Annotated in this window: 17 protein-coding genes; 4 read left to right on the forward strand and 13 right to left on the reverse strand. The window is 38.6% G+C overall.

Going from position 1 to position 19,159, the window contains the following annotated elements; all coding sequences use genetic code 11:
* Positions 1–14 precede the first annotated feature (14 nt).
* Complete coding sequence (locus AA0X71_RS13980) at positions 15–563, forward strand: GNAT family N-acetyltransferase (RefSeq protein WP_413355918.1); 549 nt, start codon at positions 15–17, stop codon at positions 561–563.
* A 24-nt stretch (positions 564–587) separates the two neighbouring features.
* Here AA0X71_RS13980 and AA0X71_RS13985 read toward each other — a convergent pair whose 3' ends face one another.
* The 3 genes from AA0X71_RS13985 to xylA form a co-directional block, all read right to left on the reverse strand.
* Positions 588–1,631: an aldose epimerase family protein gene (locus tag AA0X71_RS13985; RefSeq protein ID WP_413355919.1), complete on the reverse strand. Its 1,044-nt coding sequence runs from the start codon at positions 1,629–1,631 to the stop codon at positions 588–590.
* Positions 1,632–1,643: 12 nt separating this feature from the next.
* On the reverse strand, positions 1,644–3,143 hold the full coding sequence (xylB, locus tag AA0X71_RS13990) for a xylulokinase (protein WP_413355920.1): 1,500 nt from the start codon (positions 3,141–3,143) through the stop codon (positions 1,644–1,646).
* A 71-nt stretch (positions 3,144–3,214) separates the two neighbouring features.
* Positions 3,215–4,546 carry a xylose isomerase gene (xylA, locus tag AA0X71_RS13995; protein ID WP_413355921.1) on the reverse strand — a complete coding sequence of 444 codons (1,332 nt, stop codon included), beginning with the start codon at positions 4,544–4,546 and terminating at the stop codon, positions 3,215–3,217.
* Positions 4,547–4,648: 102 nt separating this feature from the next.
* On the opposite strand from xylA, the gene AA0X71_RS14000 reads away from it, so the two are divergent.
* Positions 4,649–5,260 (forward strand): YesL family protein, encoded by a 612-nt coding sequence (locus AA0X71_RS14000; RefSeq protein ID WP_413355922.1) that lies wholly within the window; start codon positions 4,649–4,651, stop codon positions 5,258–5,260.
* On the opposite strand, the gene AA0X71_RS14005 is transcribed toward AA0X71_RS14000, so the two are convergent.
* The 3 genes from AA0X71_RS14005 to AA0X71_RS14015 all read right to left on the reverse strand — a co-directional run bounded on the left by AA0X71_RS14005 (position 5,261) and on the right by AA0X71_RS14015 (position 8,377).
* On the reverse strand, positions 5,261–6,082 hold the full coding sequence (locus AA0X71_RS14005; RefSeq protein WP_413355923.1) for a carbohydrate ABC transporter permease: 822 nt from the start codon (positions 6,080–6,082) through the stop codon (positions 5,261–5,263).
* A gap of 18 nt (positions 6,083–6,100) precedes the next feature.
* Positions 6,101–6,979, reverse strand: coding sequence for a carbohydrate ABC transporter permease (locus AA0X71_RS14010; RefSeq protein WP_413355924.1), 879 nt, complete (start codon positions 6,977–6,979; stop codon positions 6,101–6,103).
* Positions 6,980–7,072: 93 nt separating this feature from the next.
* Complete coding sequence (locus tag AA0X71_RS14015) at positions 7,073–8,377, reverse strand: extracellular solute-binding protein (RefSeq protein WP_413355925.1); 1,305 nt, start codon at positions 8,375–8,377, stop codon at positions 7,073–7,075.
* A gap of 330 nt (positions 8,378–8,707) precedes the next feature.
* On the opposite strand from AA0X71_RS14015, the gene AA0X71_RS14020 reads away from it, so the two are divergent.
* Together AA0X71_RS14020 and AA0X71_RS14025 are read left to right on the forward strand one after the other, a co-directional pair.
* Entirely contained in the window at positions 8,708–9,898 is a 1,191-nt protein-coding gene (locus AA0X71_RS14020; RefSeq protein ID WP_413355926.1) for an ROK family transcriptional regulator, read from the forward strand.
* Positions 9,899–9,926: 28 nt separating this feature from the next.
* Entirely contained in the window at positions 9,927–11,534 is a 1,608-nt protein-coding gene (locus AA0X71_RS14025; protein ID WP_413355927.1) for a glycoside hydrolase family 43 protein, read from the forward strand.
* 137 nt (positions 11,535–11,671) lie between these two features.
* On the opposite strand, the gene AA0X71_RS14030 is transcribed toward AA0X71_RS14025, so the two are convergent.
* The 7 genes from AA0X71_RS14030 to AA0X71_RS14060 all read right to left on the reverse strand — a co-directional run bounded on the left by AA0X71_RS14030 (position 11,672) and on the right by AA0X71_RS14060 (position 19,119).
* The gene (locus AA0X71_RS14030; protein WP_019152705.1) at positions 11,672–12,214 is read right to left on the reverse strand and encodes an outer spore coat protein CotE; all 543 of its coding nucleotides are present in this window, start codon (positions 12,212–12,214) and stop codon (positions 11,672–11,674) included.
* Positions 12,215–12,516: 302 nt separating this feature from the next.
* Positions 12,517–12,948: a RicAFT regulatory complex protein RicA family protein gene (locus tag AA0X71_RS14035; protein ID WP_413355928.1), complete on the reverse strand. Its 432-nt coding sequence runs from the start codon at positions 12,946–12,948 to the stop codon at positions 12,517–12,519.
* A 1-nt stretch (position 12,949) separates the two neighbouring features.
* Positions 12,950–14,494, reverse strand: a complete 1,545-nt coding sequence (gene miaB / locus AA0X71_RS14040) for a tRNA (N6-isopentenyl adenosine(37)-C2)-methylthiotransferase MiaB (RefSeq protein ID WP_413355929.1) — start codon at positions 14,492–14,494, stop codon at positions 12,950–12,952.
* 227 nt (positions 14,495–14,721) lie between these two features.
* Positions 14,722–15,588, reverse strand: coding sequence for a 2-oxoacid:ferredoxin oxidoreductase subunit beta (locus AA0X71_RS14045; RefSeq protein ID WP_413355930.1), 867 nt, complete (start codon positions 15,586–15,588; stop codon positions 14,722–14,724).
* A 2-nt stretch (positions 15,589–15,590) separates the two neighbouring features.
* Entirely contained in the window at positions 15,591–17,324 is a 1,734-nt protein-coding gene (locus AA0X71_RS14050; RefSeq protein ID WP_413355931.1) for a 2-oxoacid:acceptor oxidoreductase subunit alpha, read from the reverse strand.
* Between the two features lie 560 nt (positions 17,325–17,884).
* Positions 17,885–18,145: a stage V sporulation protein SpoVS gene (gene spoVS, locus AA0X71_RS14055; protein ID WP_003211281.1), complete on the reverse strand. Its 261-nt coding sequence runs from the start codon at positions 18,143–18,145 to the stop codon at positions 17,885–17,887.
* 176 nt (positions 18,146–18,321) lie between these two features.
* Complete coding sequence (locus tag AA0X71_RS14060) at positions 18,322–19,119, reverse strand: TIGR00282 family metallophosphoesterase (RefSeq protein ID WP_413355932.1); 798 nt, start codon at positions 19,117–19,119, stop codon at positions 18,322–18,324.
* Positions 19,120–19,159 lie beyond the last annotated feature (40 nt).

The raw sequence follows: 19,159 nt of genomic DNA on the forward strand, positions 1-19,159 counted from the left end.
TGGGAGGAAGCCTGATGAAATACGATAGCCAACAAAAAACAATTGAAACAGAGCGGTTACTACTCCGTCTATTAAAAAAATCTGATGCTGAAAATGTACTCCTCCTATGTGACAACTACAATATTTTCAAAAGTACATTGAATTTGCCCTATCCTTATACATTGGATTGCGCCCTCACATGGATTGCCAATCATGAGCAAAACTTCGAAGTAGACAAAATGTATGAATATGCGATCACCGATAAAATGAATGGTCAACTTTACGGTGCTATTGCTCTTTCAAATCATCATCAACATAAAAATGGAGAATTGGCCTATTGGATTGGAGAACCCTTTTGGGGAAATGGTTATGCAACAGAAGCAGCAGGTGCTATGATAGAATTTGCTTTTAAAGTGAAGGACTTTCATCGTGTCTATGCACGTTATTTTGGTTCGAATCCTGCCTCCGGAAAAATCATGAAAAAATGTGGGATGGTATATGAAGGTACCCTCAAAGACCATGTTTTTAAAATCAATCATTATGAAGATTTAATTTATTATGGAATCATTAATCCATACAATTGATTTCAAAAAAATTTGGACTACGCATTAATGAGCGAGTCCAAATTGATAAACAGTTCGAGAGTGATAGTTCTCATCCTTTTTCAAAACAATCGCAGGAAAATGGGAGTGATGAACAGCATCTGGCAAAGCTTGTGTTTCTAAGCAGAGACCTAAATATTTTCGTGCCTGCACGCCTCTTATTGAAAAATCTCCTTCTAACGAATTACTCGTATATACTATAACCGCTGGTTCAGTCGTTGAAATCTTTAATGTTCGCCCACTCTTTCTATCCCAAAGGGCTATTTTCTTTTCATCCTTTAAGAGAAACGGATGGTCATAACCGTCGCCTACTAAACGATTTTGTCGATGCGTCGAACGCATTCCATCTATTAGTTGTCTCCACTGACGAAAATCAAATGGAGTACCCTCAACATCAATTAGTCTGCCTGTTGGTAGCATCTCATCATCTAATTCTGCAAATTCGTTACTCTCCATTTTTAACCAATGGTTTCGAATATCATCTTTTATATTGCCACTCAAATTAAAATAAGAGTGATTGGTCAAATTAACAATTGTTTTTACGTCACTCACTGCTTCATACGAAATCGCCAATTCATTCAAATTAGTTAATGTACACGTAACAATAATCCAAAGATTCCCTGGAAATCCCCCTTCTCCATTTGCGCTCAAATAAGAAAATTTCACTCCTACACGATTTTTCTCGTTCACCACTTTTCCAGCCCAAACCACCTGATGCAGACCGCTAGAACCACTGTGGAGACAATTGCCGGAGTCATTTTTTTCTAATTGATAGTTTATTCCACCTAGTTCAAACTCAGCATCCTTTATCCGACCAGCAACACGACCGATAATACAGCCAAAATAAGGAGAAGAGCTTCGATATTCATCGAGACTGTCTAAGCTAAGAACGACATTTTCATATACTCCATCTCGATCTGGAACGACGATTTCAGTAATCGTACAACCATAATCAAGAATTCGAACGAGCATACCATGATCATTGATTAACGTAAATTCGGTTACGGCTTGTTCATCTACATTGCCATAATACTCTTTAACAACTTGCATTTTATCCACCTATTAGTTGCGAAAGCTTGCTAAACCTTCACTAATTTCTTTTGTTGATTGATAAACCTTCTTATATAGACGAAAAAGTTCTTCATACTGCCGTACATTTTGTTCAATTGGCTCATATGTTTTCACAACTTTTGTAAAGCTTTCGGCACATTTATTTAAAGAAGAGTACCACCCACAGCCTAATGCAGCGATCATAGCCGCACCAATACCTGGTCCTTGTTCACTGGAGAGCTTTTGAATTTTTACATTAAATATATCAGCTTGAATTTGTAACCACGTATCATTCTTTGCTCCACCGCCGATCGAAACAATCGTGTCGATTTTTTTGCCGCTATCTCTAAAAATTTCAATCGATTCGTTTAGAGAAAAGGTGATTCCTTCAATGACTGCACGTACAAAATCGATTCTCTTATGGGAACTATCCACTCCAATAAAGCTTCCACGAATAAGTGCATCGGCATGAGGCGTTCTCTCTCCGACTAGATATGGGGTAAATAATAGACCGTTCGATCCAATTGGAATCTCATCCAGTCCCGCGAGCACCCCTTCATAATCTTCATGTAGAGCAAAAGTCTCTTTAAACCAACTTAAGCTATACCCTGCTGCAAGAGTCACCCCCATCGTATAAAAGGCATTTTCTTTTCCGTGGTTAAAATAATGGACCTTCCCTTCGAAGTTTCGCCCTTTATCCTCTTCATAAGATAGGACGACACCAGAAGTCCCAATACTACAAAGGGTTTTTCCGTCCGCTAAAATACCCGCTCCGATCGCACCACAGGCATTATCAGCCCCACCAGCAAACACTTTGGTGTGTTCAGATAATCCCGTCCTCCTAGCAATCTCACTAGTAATCGTACCAACGAATTGATGAGGTTCCACTAGTGGTGGACATAATGTAAGATCAACTCCTACCATTTCACAAATCTCACGACTCCATCGTTTATTAGCAACATCAAGTAATAGTGTACCGGCTGCATCTGAGTATTCACTATGAATTTGACTCGTTAATCGGAATCGCAAATAATCTTTTGGCAATAAAAAGGTTTTCGCTTTTCTGTAAAGCTCTGGTTCATGCTCCTTCACCCATAATAACTTTGGTAAGGTGAAGCCTTCCAGAGCAGGATTTTTAGCAATTTTTAATAATGTTTCTTTGCCCACCAATTTATAAATATCTTCACATTGGCTAGAGGTCCTTACGTCATTCCAAAGAATCGCATTTCGAAGAACTTCGTTTTGTTGGTTCAACAGAACAAGTCCATGCATTTGTCCGGAAAAACTAATTCCTTCAATGTCATCACAAGATCCGCCAAAACCTTTTACCAACATCGATAAGGCCGTAATCGTTTTTTCAACCCATTCCTCTGGGTCCTGTTCACTATATCCTGATTTTTCTTGAATGAGTGGATAAGGCTGTGAGATTTCAACACAAACCTCCCCCAGTTGGTTCATTAATAGTACTTTAACGGCACTAGTACCAAGGTCGACTCCAATTACATACTTCACTTTTGACCACCTGCTTATCGTTTTAAATGAGTGAAAAAGTGCTGGAAATGAAAATCTCCAGCACATATTTTTTATCGAACAGAAGCCACCTGTTCCGCTAATAAATATTGATTGAGAATCGCTCTTAAGCGCTCATGACGACCTGACGTATTTTTAATTTCCCCTAATGAAAGGGCATGCTGTTCAAGTTGATGGAAATCTGTCTTCCCTTGGACAATCTCAAGCCCAATTCCCTTCGTGTAGCTTTCGTAACGCTCTGCAATAAAATCTTCAAAAACCCGATCCTCTAATAGTCGGTGGGCCACTTTTAAACCGATAGCAAAGGAATCCATTCCAGCAATATGGGCATGGAATAAATCTTCCGCTTCAAAAGACCCTCTTCGTACTTTCGCATCAAAATTCAATCCTCCAGTGCCAAGACCACCGTTCAGAAGAATTTCATACATCGCAAGAGTAGTTGAGTATAAGTCAGTCGGGAACTCATCTGTATCCCAGCCAAGAAGCATATCCCCTTGGTTCGCATCGACCGAGCCTAACATTCCATTGATACGGGCCGTTCTTAATTCATGCTCAAAAGTATGACCTGCAAGTGTAGCATGGTTAGCTTCAACATTAAATTTAAAATGATCAGCTAAATCATATTTTTGTAAAAATGCTAACCCTGTTGCTACGTCAAAATCATATTGATGTTTTGTTGGTTCTTTCGGCTTTGGTTCAATAAGGAATTGACCAGTGAAGCCAATTTCCTTGGCATAATCAAGTGCCATATGGAAGAAGCGACCTAAGTTATCTAATTCTAGTTTCATATCGGTATTCAGAAGTGTTTCATACCCTTCACGGCCACCCCAGAATACGTAGTTTTCAGCACCTAATTCTTTTGCCATTTCCAAGCCTTTTTTCACCTTTGCTGCTGCATAGGCAAAGATATCCGCATTCGGAGCAGTTGCCGCCCCATGGAGCCAACGGGGATTTGTAAAGTTATTTGCCGTATTCCAAAGTAATTTTGTTTTACTTGTTCTCATGTACTCTTTTAACATTGCCACAATCTCATCTAAATTTTTGTAGGTTTCAGCTAAAGTGTTTCCTTCAGGAGCAATATCCACATCGTGGAAGCAAAAATAAGGAACATTAAGCTTTTCAAAAAATTCAAATGCTGCTTCCACACGAGCCTTCGCTTGATCCATTCCCGATAAATGATCCCATGGACGGAGCATTGTCCCCACACCGAACGGATCATTCCCTTCAAACGTAAAGGTATGCCAATAGGCAACTGCAAAGCGGAGTGTTTCTTCCATCGTCTTCCCACCGATTTTTTCATCTGGATTGTAATGCTTAAAAGCAAACGGATTCGTAGATGAAGGACCCTCGAACTGAATTTTTGAAATATCATTAAAGTATGACATGGTACAAACCTCCTATTTATGATATAAAGTAATAGCTTAATGAAAATGTTTACATTATGATATTAATAGATTTTTCGACAAACAAACGCAGGAGAGATACTTATGAACCAAATTAGTAGTATTATCTATCGTACTTTTGAATGGATCACTCGATTTGCCTATCTTCAGCTATTATGGGCAATTTTCACCTTAGCTGGTGGCATTCTCTTTGGTCTTATCCCCTCTACCGTCGCCATGTATGCCATTATTCGCAGTTGGCTTAGAGGGAATACAGATACACCTCTTTTTTCATCCTTTTGGATTTTTTATAAAAAGGATTTCCTTAAAAGTAATAAACTAGGGAGCTTGATCTATCTTATTTTTCTATTAATTGGCCTTGATTTAATCTATATACAAGAAATAGATCAGACAATTTTAACTTGGACACATGCACCTTTATTTGCATTCACACTTCTTTCTATATTGTTTGTATTCTATCTGTTGCCAGCATTTGTTCATTTTGATCTAAACAATCTTTCTATTATGAAACATGCTTTCTTTATCATGCTCATTCACCCATTACATAATTTTCTAATGGTGCTTTCACTCGCTTCACTGTTTGTTATTATTTATTATTTTCCCGCTATCGGATTAATTTTTGGTGCTAGTTCCATTGCCTATATTACGATGTGGTTAGCTCTACATGCCTTTAACAAAGTGCAAAAGAAAAACTAGTTATCCTTTAACTGCACTAGAAGACATTCCTTCAACTACTTTATTACTAAAGAAAATAAAGGCGATAAGAATTGGTAATACACTAATGATTAAAGTTGCCCCAATGGCGCCCCAGTCAGTCATGTATTGCCCAATGAAATTTTGGATTCCTACCGTTAAAGTCTTAAATTTATCAGAGCTGATAAACGTGTTCACAAAAACAAATTCATTCCAGTTGTAAATCATGTTAATAATGACAGTCGTAGACATGACTGGTATCGTCATCGGAAGAACAATCCTAAAAAACAATTGAGGGACTGAACATCCATCAATAATCGCTGCCTCTTCAATCTCACGAGGTAATGTGTAATAGAACCCTAGTAAAATCATGATCGTGATCGGGAGATTGTAGGCTGTATACGTAATGACTATGGACCAAGGACTATCAATTAAATTTATGTTGAGAAACATTTTAAATAAAGGAATGATAGAAGAATGGATCGGGATCATAAGTCCTACCATAAAAAGTCCGAGAACGATTTTGCTGAGTTTCCATTTCATTCGTGTAATTGCAAATGTCGCCATGCTAGCAAATAAAACGGTAAATAGAATGGCGAGTCCTGTAATCCAGACACTATTCCAAAAATAGATCCCAATACCGCCCTCCCACACTTTTGCATAATTCTCCCATCGAAATTCAGTAGGAAAGGCAAATGGCGAGCCGGAAAAAATTTCACGATTGTCCTTTAAGGAAAATAAGAATAGCCAAATGATCGGAAAGATTTGAAATACTGCGACGATTGCTAATGACAAATAGAGAAAAAAGGAACCTATCCGCTTCATGAGAAATAATCCTCCTTCCTAGTACTGTATTTCTTCTTTTGATGCTGTTAGTTTGCGGACGATAAATGTGACTACTAGAGTAATGATTAACAGCAAGAACCCTATCGCACTTCCATAGCCAAAATTATTACTGCTAAAGGCGAGTTTGTACATATAAGACGCCATAACCTCACTCGCACCATTTGGTCCTCCACCTGTCATGACATAAATCAAATCAAAGTATTTTAATGAACCTACTACTGCCAATACAATCGTCACTTTGACCACACCCATGACGAGTGGCAATTTAATTTTGAGAGCAACTTGGACGGGTGAAGCACCGTCAATTCGCGCAGCTTCAATAATCGAATCTGGGATATTTTTCAATGCTGCATAGTAAATCAAGATATAAAATCCTGCATATTGCCATAGAATGGGAACAAAAATCGCATATAATACTAGCGATGTATCAGCTAACCATGCAGGTGGATTGTCGATACCGATAGCCATAAGGATTTGATTCAGCATTCCGTTAGTGGGATTGTAAATTTTGATCCAAAGCTGGGCAATCGCTACAGAAGATAATAGCATTGGGATTAAGTAAATTTTACGTAATAAATCTGCACCCTTTATTTTTGAGGACAAAATCAGGGCAATCGCTAAGTAAAAAAGTAAGCTAAGTGTTGAAAAAATCGCGAGTAAAAAGGAATGCCAAGCGCTATCCCAAAATTTTGCGTCCTGTAGAGCCTTTAAATAATTTTCTAATCCGATAAAGTTCATCGCACCGATGCCGTCCCAATCCATGAAGCCATAGTAGCCCGATAAAGCTAACGGGATAAAAATAAATACAGCCGTTAAGAGCAGCGCTGGTAGAACGAATAACGCGATGAGCCATTTATTGGACATTACCTTATCCATCACATTCAACCCCATATTAGTAGAAAAGGACCCACAAATAGGGATGAGTCCTTTTCTATATGCAAATTTTAAAACATCTATTCTATTTCACTATTATTCTGCTGCAAGTGCTTCTTCATGTTCTTTTGCAAACTCTTCAGGTGTTACTTCCTTACCAAAGACCGCTTGAATCATATTTAAATGAACTTCTGCCACCTCTGGACTCATTTGTACATCAGCGAAAAGAGTAATATTGGTTGCATTGCTAAGTTCATTTAATACATCAATATACATTTGTGGTAGCTCTAAAGAATCAGCATCTAGCTTCGTAGCTGGGATAACCCCTGCTTGCGTAACTGATTTCTCGCCCCATTCTTTCACAAAGTATGCGACAAACTTTTTCGCTTCTTCCTTCACATCAGAGTCCTCGCTAACAAATAAACCGACACCAGGACCACCTACATGACTATTTAAATCACCTTTTCCATTAACAGTAGGGAAATTAAAGAAGCCGATTGAATCTCTAAATTCTTGAGGAACATCTTCATTTGTCGTAAAGTTTGGTAGATCCCAAGAACCAATTAAGTACATAGCAGCTTGTTCACTCATAAACATGCTCTTTGCTTCCTCATCAGCCAATCCGTTGAAACCCTTTACAAAAGCATTCATATCAACTAAATTTTGTACTTCTGTTGCTGCTGAAACTAAAGCAGGATCTTCAAATGTACCTGAGCGGTCAATAGCACTTGTTAATACATCTGCCCCACCAATTCGGTCAGCTAAGTACATATACCAAAGGGACCCTGTCCAACGGTCTTTATTCCCAAGGGCAATTGGTGCGACCCCATTATCATTTAATGTTTCGATAATATGTTTAAATTCATCATATGTCTTAGGTGCTTCAAGACCGTATTCTTCGAAAATAGCTTTATTGTAGAAAATCGTTGCGATGTTTAATTCTAGAGGTAGACCATATGTTTTTCCATCAATAGCGTAAGCCTCTGCTGTGCCAGCTACGAAACTATCATTTAAATCGCCTGCGAGTAGATCATCTAGAGGAGTAAATTTATTGCCATCCACATAAGGAGTTAAAAACCCTGCTGCCCATGTCATCCCTACGTCTGGTAACTCATTTGAGGTTGAAAGTACTTTCAGCTTATCTTTGTATTGCTCATTACTTAAAACTTCTAATTCAACCTTAACACCTTCATTTTCCTTCTCAAAATCTGCAATAATTTCGTTAACAATGGAGTTATGTGTTTTTGAACTACCTTCTGGCCACAGATGCATAAATTTAATCGTTTTTGTATCACCTGTATTCGTAGAGGCATTCTCACTTTCCGTGTTCGAGCAACCAACAATCAGAAAAATGGCCGCAACTAAGGTGACTAACAATGTAATCGCTTTCTTTTTCCTCATACATAAACCCCCTAAAAAGTGTATGATGCTTATTTCATAAGCTCAAAATTAGAATAACAGAGAATATTTCGTTTGTCTAGTGGATAAACTAAGTGTATAATAAAATTATTATGAATGCGCCCTATCATCCTCAAAACACGGAAAAAAGTTGATTTGACAGCTTTTCTAATGGTAAAAATCGAGGGCAAGTAGGTACATATGTCGATAAATGTCAGAAAATATTGAAGAGAATGTGAACAATTCCGATCACGACCTTTCCTTTTCTTGATGTCCACTGAAATCGACTCGTATAATGAAACTACAAACTTTATAGAAAGAGATGACGGTTTAATGAAAACGTGGAACCAGCATGTTGTGAAACAGGAAAACAAAACTCTTGTCTTAAATACAATTAAGCAACTCTCTCCTATTTCCCGAGCTGAAATCGCCAATTTAACTGGCTTGAACAAGGGAACTGTATCCTCCCTTGTGAGCGAATTAATAGAGGAACAACTCATTTATGAATCTGGTCCTGGTGAATCTAGTGGTGGAAGAAGGCCTGTTATGCTTTTATTCAATCAGGTAGCAGGATTCTCTATCGGGATAGATCTTGGAGTCAACTATCTCCTCGGCATTGTTACTGATCTTCAAGGCAATATTTTTCATGAAAAAACCATTAGTTTCAAGCATCTACCCTATGAAAAAATCATGGCCCATTTGTATGACATGATTGAGCAACTGAGTTCCTTAACACCAAAGAGTCCATACGGAATTGTGGGGATTGGCATTGGTGTTCCTGGTACTGTAAGTAAAGATGGCAAGGTGTTACTAGCACCTAATCTAAATTGGCGCAATATCAATTTAAAAGCCGTTCTTCAAGAAAAGTACAATGTTCCAATTATCATTGAAAATGAAGCGAACGCTGGTGCATATGGGGAAAAATTGTTCGGTGCTGGAAAAGAAGCAAACAATCTTGTTTATGTCAGTGTTGGCATCGGAATCGGAGTAGGTCTCATTTTGAACAATCATCTCTATCGAGGAAATAACGGATTTTCAGGTGAGCTTGGACATATGACAATCGATATCAGTGGAGAAAAATGTGGCTGTGGCAATAAAGGCTGTTGGGAGTTGTATGCTTCAGAGCAAGCACTACTGAAATCGGCCAACGAAGCAGGATTACTCTCTTCCACCGAAGATGAGATTACACTAGATTGCTTATTAAAGCTAGCCAAAACTGGAAATGAACTAGCGATCCAACAATTTGAAAATATCGGGGAGAATCTTGCTGTCGGGATCAACAATATCATCAACATTTTTAATCCACAGCAAATTATTATCGGTAATCGAATGGCTTCTGCCGAGCTATGGTTGAAAAAGCCGTTGGAAAACCGGATGCAGGCTCGTACCCTATGGTTCCAGCAAAGAGATTTAGAGATTAATTTTTCCGAGCTATCTACTCATTCAGCCGCTTTAGGTGTAACAGCATTTGTAACAGAAAATTTTTTCAATAGTGATCTTCAGGAGTTTTCACAAGCATTATAATATAAATATTTAATCGAGGTGGAGAAACATGGCAATGATTCAAAATCCAATTTTACCAGGCTTCAATCCTGACCCGAGTATTTGCAGAGCTGGAGAAGATTACTACATTGCGGTTTCAACCTTTGAATGGTTCCCTGGAGTAGGCATTTATCATTCAAAGGATTTAAAAAATTGGCGCTTGATCTCGAGACCATTAAATCGCTTAAGCCAATTAAATATGTTTGGAAATCCTGATTCTGGAGGTATTTGGGCACCTGCCCTCTCTTATCATGATGGGAAATTTTGGCTTATCTATACCGATGTGAAAGTGACTGAAGGTAGATGGAAGGATTGTCACAACTATCTTGTGACCTCTGATACGATTGATGGGGAGTGGTCTGATCCCATCCATCTAAACAGTTCAGGTTTTGATCCATCTTTATTTCACGATGAGGATGGAAAAAAATATTTAGTCAATATGCTTTGGGATCATCGTGTCAGCCATCATAATTTTTATGGAATCGTGTTACAGGAGTACAGCGTCTTTGAGCAAAAACTCATTGGCAAACCTGAACTAATTTTTAAAGGAACAGATATTAAATTAACGGAAGCTCCACATCTATATAAGATTAATAACTATTATTATTTGTTAACTGCTGAGGGTGGAACAAAATATGACCACCAGGCAACGGTTGCACGGTCCAAAAACTTGTTCGGTCCTTACGAAGTGCACCCTGATAATCCATTAATCAGTTCTTTTGCTCACCCAAGAAACCCCTTACAAAAAGCAGGACATGCTTCGATCGTGCAAACTCATACGGACGAATGGTTTTTAGTCCACTTAACGGGCAGGCCATTGCCTAGTGACGGCCATCCCCTTTTAGATCCAAGAGGCTTTTGCCCACTTGGCAGAGAAACGGCGATTCAACGATTACAATGGGAAAAGGATTGGCCATACATCGTTGGTGGCAATCAACCATCTCTTGAAATCATTGGCCCTGAAATTGAGGAGGTAAAATGGGAAGCCGATTATCAAGAGAAGGATGATTTTAACGATTCTCTGTTAAATTCTCATTTTCAATCACTTCGCATCCCGTTAGGTGAGAAAATTGTTTCCCTTAGCGACCGTCCTAGTCATTTACGGCTGTATGGAAAAGAGTCATTAACTTCTAAATTTACTCAAGCATTTATTGCAAGACGTTGGCAGCATTTTTATTTCACAGCCGAAACGAAGGTCTCCTTTCAACCTACGACTTTTCAACAATCTGCTGGCCTCGTAAACTATTACAATACGCAAAACTGGACATCGCTGAAAATTACATGGCATGAACAAAAAGGACGCATCCTCGAATTAATGACATGTGATCATTTCGAATTTGCGCAACCTCTTGAGGAGCAAGAAATTATCATTCCATCTGATCTTGAATATGTCTACCTTCGAGTTGATGTACAAATGCACACATATATATACTCCTACTCCTTTGATGGTATCAACTGGACACAAATCCCGATAAAGTTCCAATCTTACAAGCTATCAGATGATTATATTCAAGGTGGGGGATTTTTCACCGGTGCCTTCGTTGGCATGCAATGTCAGGATACATCAGGACAAAATCTACATGCCGATTTCGATTACTTTATTTATAAACATTACTAAGACGAATGGAGCGCCTACTTTATTTGTAGGTGCTCCATTTTCGAAATTCAATTATTATCCGATAACAATAATTGGCCAGCAAAGAGCTTTTTTATACAAAGAAAAAACTAGGAAGCATGAACTCCCTAGCCTTCGTTTTACTCCTCTTCTGAGCCGACTAAGAAATCTGGATCTAAATCTTCAAATTCCTCATCGTCTACATCGAAGTAATCATCATCATCATCTTTGCACATACCTGGATGAACTTCAATGCATACCTTTGTTTCTCCAATAACTTCAACTAAGAATTCTCTTTCCACATGTACAATGATCTTGTTTCCATTTGGAGAAATAACTGCTTCTACACAGTTTGGCTGCTGAAGTACTTTCACAATTACGTCGAGGTCGTCAAGGCAATCTGGGTCACGATATTTTAGTTTAATGACGTCTGTATAGTCTACTCGTTCTGTGACAACTTCAGTTTGTGTATTATCATTAAAGGAGTACCAAACATTAATGTCATAGTAGCCGCAAACTTCAACTGTTTTGCCAACCTTTTTCGCCTCGTACGTATGGTTGATAATCCAACATCCTAGGATACTAGTTGGATTGTTTTCTGGGCAAATCGTATGATTGGATTGGGTGAATTTTCGTCCTTTCGCTACGACCGCTTTTGTGATAATCTCTCTGTATTCTCCCATTGCGAGCGAACCCTCCTCACTTAAGTTTCATTTCATCCTATGCGGGATATTAGACTAGTGTGCTTATCTTTTTATCAATGTATAATCCATGATGGAGCCTTTATATAAGTAATGGCAATTCCGCTAATTAGGGCAATTTCATTATTTAAAAGTTAGTTCATCCTATGCATGAACCTAGAAATGGGTGAATGGAGGAGAAAGTTTGATGAAGATTTCTTTATTTCGGATTGTGATGAGGATCGTCCAGTCGATCGAAAAAAGCCTCTACCGATGCAACACGGTAAAGGCATTCTAACTCCATCTTAATGATTATGGGAGCATTCCTTGTTCTTAATTTCTGCTCCTGTTTCGCCACTTAAGAGGTTTCCCCCAGTAGAAGTAATGATTTCATCCGTTACTTTATTAGAAATCGTAGAAGCGACCAATTGTAGTAAATCGTTCACATCACCTTGAGACTGCTTGAACTCTTTGACAACTGGAATCGCATCTAGTTCATCTTCGATCTTCGCAATCTTGTCTTCCGTTCTCTTCAAAGCCTCAGGCTTACCATAATGATGAAGATTGACTGCTTGCTTCTGAAGACCTTTAATTTGATCAATTAAATTGCGAACTTTTTCATTTTCATGAATTTGCGCTTCAGCTCTTTTAAAGAAATCGACTTCCTCTGTTTGCGCGATTAACGCTGCTAGTTCTTGTGCACGTGCTACGATTTCATCTTTTGTGTATTTCGCCATATTATTTCACCTCAACTGGTTGAACTTCTTCCACCATTTCTCCTTTTAATGACCACGTCTTTGCTTCTGTAACTTTCACCTTTACAACCTTACCGATAGCTGTTTTTGGAGCAACAAAGTTTACTAACTTGTTTCTACGAGTATATCCAGCTAAAACATCAGGGTTGTTCTTGCTTTCCCCTTCAACAAGGACTTCTACTACTTGGTCCTTATATTTCTTCATTGCTTCAGCAGAAAGTTCGTTAACAAGGCTATTTAAACGTTGAAGACGTTCTTTTTTCACTTCCATTGGAACATTATCTTGCATCTTTGCAGCTGGTGTTCCCTCACGTGGTGAGTAAATGAAAGTATAAGCGGCTTCAAAACCAACTTCGCGATATAAAGAAAGAGTTTCTTCAAACTGTTCGTCAGTCTCGTTTGGATATCCAACAATGATATCTGTTGATAATGCTACGTTTGGAATAGCTTCCTTAATTTTTCGAACAAGCTCTAAATACTGTTCTCTCGAATACTTACGAGCCATGATTTTCAATACATCTGTTGAACCAGATTGAACTGGTAAATGAATATGTTCTACAAGATTTCCACCTTTGGCAAGAACTTCAATGAGATAATCATCAAAATCACGTGGATGGCTTGTTGTAAAACGGACACGTGGAATATCAATTTTACGGATTTCATCCATTAAGTCACCTAGACCATAATTCATATCCTCAAAATCTTTTCCATATGCATTCACGTTTTGACCAAGAAGGGTGATTTCTTGGTACCCTTGGGCAGCAAGATGACGTACCTCTTGGATAATATCTTCTGGACGGCGACTACGTTCTTTTCCGCGAGTATAAGGAACGATACAATACGTACAGAATTTGTCACAACCATACATAATGTTCACCCATGCTTTAATATTGCCACGGCGAACCTTAGGAAGATTTTCGATGACATCTCCCTCTTTTGACCATACCTCAACGACCCTTTCTTTCGACATATATGCTTCTTGAAGAATGTTAGGAAGACGATGGATGTTATGAGTTCCGAAAATCATATCGACTTGATTGTAAGTTTTAAGAATCTTATTGACAACAGATTCTTCTTGAGACATACAACCACAAACGCCGATGAGAAGATCAGGATTTTGTGTTTTTAAATGCTTCAAATGTCCTAGTTCACCAAATACTTTGTTTTCCGCATTTTCACGAATCGCACATGTATTTAGTAAAATGACATTCGCATCTTCAACGCTATCCGTCGGTTCATATCCAAGTCCAAGAAAAATTCCAGCCATAACCTCCGTGTCATGCTCATTCATTTGACACCCATAAGTACGGATGTAGAATTTTCTTCCTATTCCCATTCCTAAAAATTCTTCTGGAATAGCAAAATCATTATGGTATTTAACTTCTTCTTTTCCTCTTTTTTTCGCATCCTTTAAGGATGGTGGGACATAAACAGCTTCAAAGTACTTGCTGTAATCCTTTTCGGATTTTTTGTCCGAAGAATTAACAGCCTTTACTTGCTGACCTTCTAATCGTTGTTTCTCGTTCATTGAAAATCTCCTTTCTCATTGATACTTTTCTAATATGCTACTTTACTTATTAATAGGTATACACACATTATTAAAGTATAAACCCTATAGGGACTGAATACAATAGGAACCTCGCTATTCTTTATCCACTATCCCTTGTTTATAAAGCATTTCACCAACGTAAAACTTACCTTTGACGACAAAAAAACAACCCCAATAATTTGAGGTTGTTCGTATAGATATTTCGATTACATAAACTCTGCAACAAGCTTCTCAAAATGTGCTTCATCTAACTGAAGATCAGCTTGAGAAAGTGGAGATTCTGAGTAACCAGTAAGCAATTCTTGGTAGGATGGACGTTCCGTATTTTGATAGATAAGTCCAGTCACTAATCCGTTGTGCTTCATCAGTGTTTGCATTGCTTCTTCACGATTTGCCGGATCATAGTTTTCAATATCTGCTAGTTTTGTAAGGTTTTCTTTAAACCAATCATACGTATTAACCTTGTTATAAGTAACGCAAGGACTAAAGACGTTAATTAAAGAAAAGCCTTTATGCTTGATTCCTGCTTCAATTAGAGCAGTCAAATCTTTCAAATCTGTTGAAAAGCTTTGTGCAACAAAAGTTGCTCCAGCTGTTAACGCCATTTCCATTGGAGAAATCGGTTGTTCAACAGACCCTGATGGAGTTGATTTTGTTTTAAAACCAGCTGCCGATCTTGGAGAAGTTTGACCTTTTGTTAAGCCATAGATTTGATTATCCATAACGATATACGTGATATCGACGTTACGACGAATCGCATGGATCGTATGTCCCATTCCAATAGCAAAACCGTCTCCATCTCCACCAGAAGCGATAACCGTTAGATCACGATTGGCCATTTTTACCCCTTGGGCAATTGGTAGGGAACGGCCATGAATTCCATGGAAACCAAATGAATTAATATATCCTGAAATCCGTCCTGAACAACCGATTCCAGAGACAACTGCTAAGCTTTCAGGCTCTAATCCTACATTAGCTGCCGCTCTTTGAATAGCCGCTTGAACTGAGAAATCCCCACAACCTGGGCACCAGTTGGGCTTCACATTGTTACGAAAATCTTTAAATGTTGCCATTTTTAGAACAGCTCCTTGCTTTTTGTATAAATTTCATGTGGCAAGAATGGATTCCCGTCGTATTTTAAGTGATTCTTCACTTTGTTAGCATGTCCGACGTTCATCTTAAGAATATTGGCTAGCTGACCTGTTGCATTGTTTTCAACTACAAGGACATTTTTAGCTGATTGAACAAGTGGTAACATTTCGTCAGTTGGAAATGGATGAATTAAACGAATTTGAGCATGGTTCACTTTTAATCCATCTTTCTCTAGACGAGTTATCGCTTCTTCAATAGCCCCACGTGTAGAATTAAAGCCGACGAGTAAAAGGTCTGGCTCTGCGTGAGGAGTGTTCTTATAAACAGGTGTATTAAATTTAATATTTTCTATTTTACGGAAACGCTTATCCATTTGAGCATTTCGGTTAAGTGCTGATTCAGATGGTTTACCTGTTTCATCATGTTCTACTCCTGTAACATGGTGAATTCCATTTTTCATACCAGGGATAACACGTGGAGATACTCCATCCTCAGTCACTTCATAGCGCTTAAAGTAGCCTTTATTTTCGATTTCAGGTAATTCATCTTGCTGTAATTTTCCACGGCGAATTTCAACTTTACTATAATCAAGTGGTTCTACGGTTTGTTTACCGAGTGACAATTGTAAATCAGATAAAACAATAACCGGACACTGGTATTCTTCTGCTAAGTTAAACGCTTCTGCGGTATCATAGAACGCTTCTTGTACTGTGCTCGGCGCCATAACGATCTTCGGAATTTCACCATGTGTTCCATAAATCATCGCCATTAAGTCTGATTGCTCCTGCTTAGTTGGAAGTCCTGTTGATGGGCCTCCACGCTGAGTATCTACGATTACGAGCGGTTGTTCAGTTATACCAGACAACCCGATTGCTTCCATTTTTAATGAAAGACCAGGACCTGCAGATGCAGTCAATGCACGCACACCAGCATAGTTGGCACCAATTGCCATTGTTGCAGCGGCGATTTCATCTTCTGTTTGGATAACCGTTCCACCAAGTGCTGGAAGCTTTTGAATTAAATATTCCATAATTTCTGAAGCAGGTGTAATTGGGTATGCAGCCATAAAGCGACATCCACCAGCTAATGCTCCAAGCGCAATCGCATCGTTCCCAATCATGAATAGGCGTTTATTTCCATCAGCTTTTTCTAAATGCATGACCGCATTTTCAGCCAATTCACCTTTCATATGGTCAAAACCAGCCTTCACGGCATCCATATTCTTATCAACAACTTGTTGACCTTTTTTACCAAAAATTTCTTGAACTACTTCTCTGAAAACATTAATATCTAAATCTAGTACTGCACATGTTGCACCTACTGCTACCATGTTTTTCATTAAAGAAGTTCCAAGTTCTGTAGCAATCTCTGTGAATGGCACCGCATACAAAGTCGCATTGGTATCCTCTGGTTGTTTTGGACTAAATTTCGCATCAGCGATGATGATCCCTTTGTCATGAAGTTCTTTGTAATTTAGATCCACTGTCTCTTGGTCAAACGCAACTAAAATGTCTAGATCATCCGAAATAGACCGAACCTGAGTTGTACTCACACGAATCTTATTATTCGTATGTCCGCCTTTAATCCGTGATGAAAAGTGACGGTAGCCATACAAGTAGTAGCCCAGACGATTTAGAGCAATTGAAAATATCTCCCCCGTGCTTTCAATACCTTCCCCTTGTTGTCCGCCAACTTTCCAAGAAAGTTGATTGATCATGTCTTACACCCCTTCGGATACGTTAAAAAATATGTAAAAAACGTTATTTGTTTTAGATGAGTCTATTTCAAAATCGAGTATTCAGGTAGAAAACGTTTTTTTGTGAATAAAAAGATCGTGCGAAACGCTTTCTAAATGAACCTCAGGACATTGTGAAATTAACTCAATGCATAGTACGACTCAAATCCAATTTCTATTGGAAAAGTAGGGTACTAAACGCTTTCAATTCTAGCCCTATGTTGTGAAAAAAGCAACCCTTTCCGCACAAATATTGACGAAAGTATGAATATTTTTTTAGTTTTCAAAACATAATAATTACTTACTCAGTCATTGTACTTCACAAATGATTTCGATTTTTGAAAAAACATCCCTTCTCCAACCTTTATTCTCCATTTCAAGAAAAAAGCCTGCTTGCTCAGCAAACAGGTTGTAGTGATACGTATGACTGTCATTTTCGCATAAGTGCTCGTTCATCCTTTTACGGCGATTTGCCATCGCTTCGTAGCGGACAAATTCAACCTGTTTAGAGCACTTTAGTTTCCAATTTCCCCTAATTAACTTTAGCGCGGTTCAACAATTAACTTAATGGCCGTACGTTCTTCTCCATCAATCAGAATGTCTGTAAAGGCTGGGATACAAATTAAATCAACTCCGCTAGGTGCCACAAATCCTCTTGCTATTGCTACTGCCTTTACGGCTTGATTCAATGCACCCGCACCTATGGCTTGGATTTCCGCAGCTCCTCTTTCCCGCAGAACTCCGGCAAGCGCACCAGCTACAGAATTAGGATTAGATTTTGCTGAAACTTTTAATATTTCCATTCCTAGCTCCTCCTCGTTTCCCCCTCCTGATGTTCATCTATTGAACAGGTCAGGTATATATGATTCCATTGCTACTATATTCAAATGTTAAATCACATATTCCAGCTTGGACAAAATAATGGAAAATTTGATTCATCATTTGAAGGAGGAGTTAACTTGGAGAACACTAGATTTAATTATGAATAGAACGGGTGATCCTCGTTGATTAAAATACGCTCGATTTTTTTAGCGAACCCAGTTTTATCATCCAACTGAATTAATACACCACTTAGCTGTGTTCTACCTGTTTTTGGCACTTCAAAACGAACCGGTAAGCTCGTTAAAAATCTCTTTAAGACGACTTCACGATCCATTCCAAGAATGCCATCGTACGGTCCTGTCATGCCCACGTCTGATATGTATGCAGTACCTTTAGGTAAAACGCGATTATCAGCTGTCTGTACATGAGTATGGGTCCCAACGATCGCAGAAACCCTACCGTCTAAATACCAACCAATTGCTTGCTTTTCACTTGTTGCCTCACCATGAAAGTCAACAAAGATGAAAGGGGTTCTCTCCCTAGCTTCAGCTACAAGTTCATCCGCTTTCATAAATGGATCATCAATCGCAGGCATAAATGTACGTCCTTGTAGATTAATGACTGCAATCTCAATTTGATTCATCCGTAGATAAACAATGCCTTTTCCAGGATTATTTTCAGGAAAATTAGCAGGTCTAACGAGGTATTTAGCATCCTCAATAAACTCGAAAATTTCACGATTATCCCAAGTATGGTTTCCCATTGTAACGGCCTGTGCCCCTACTTCTAAAAAGCTTCGGTAAATTTTTTCGGTAATCCCTTTGCCACCTGCTGCATTCTCACCATTAATGATGGTGACATGAGGACGATATTTTTCTTTTAACTTTGGTACATACTCCGTGACCATATCTCGTCCAGGAGAACCAACTACATCACCAATAAACAGTATATCCATGTTCAAGTCCTTTCTCGAATCCAACATTCTAATGGTTCAT

This window comes from Robertmurraya phoenicis, from assembly GCF_047302285.1.
In the GTDB taxonomy this organism is placed as follows: domain Bacteria; phylum Bacillota; class Bacilli; order Bacillales; family Cytobacillaceae; genus Robertmurraya.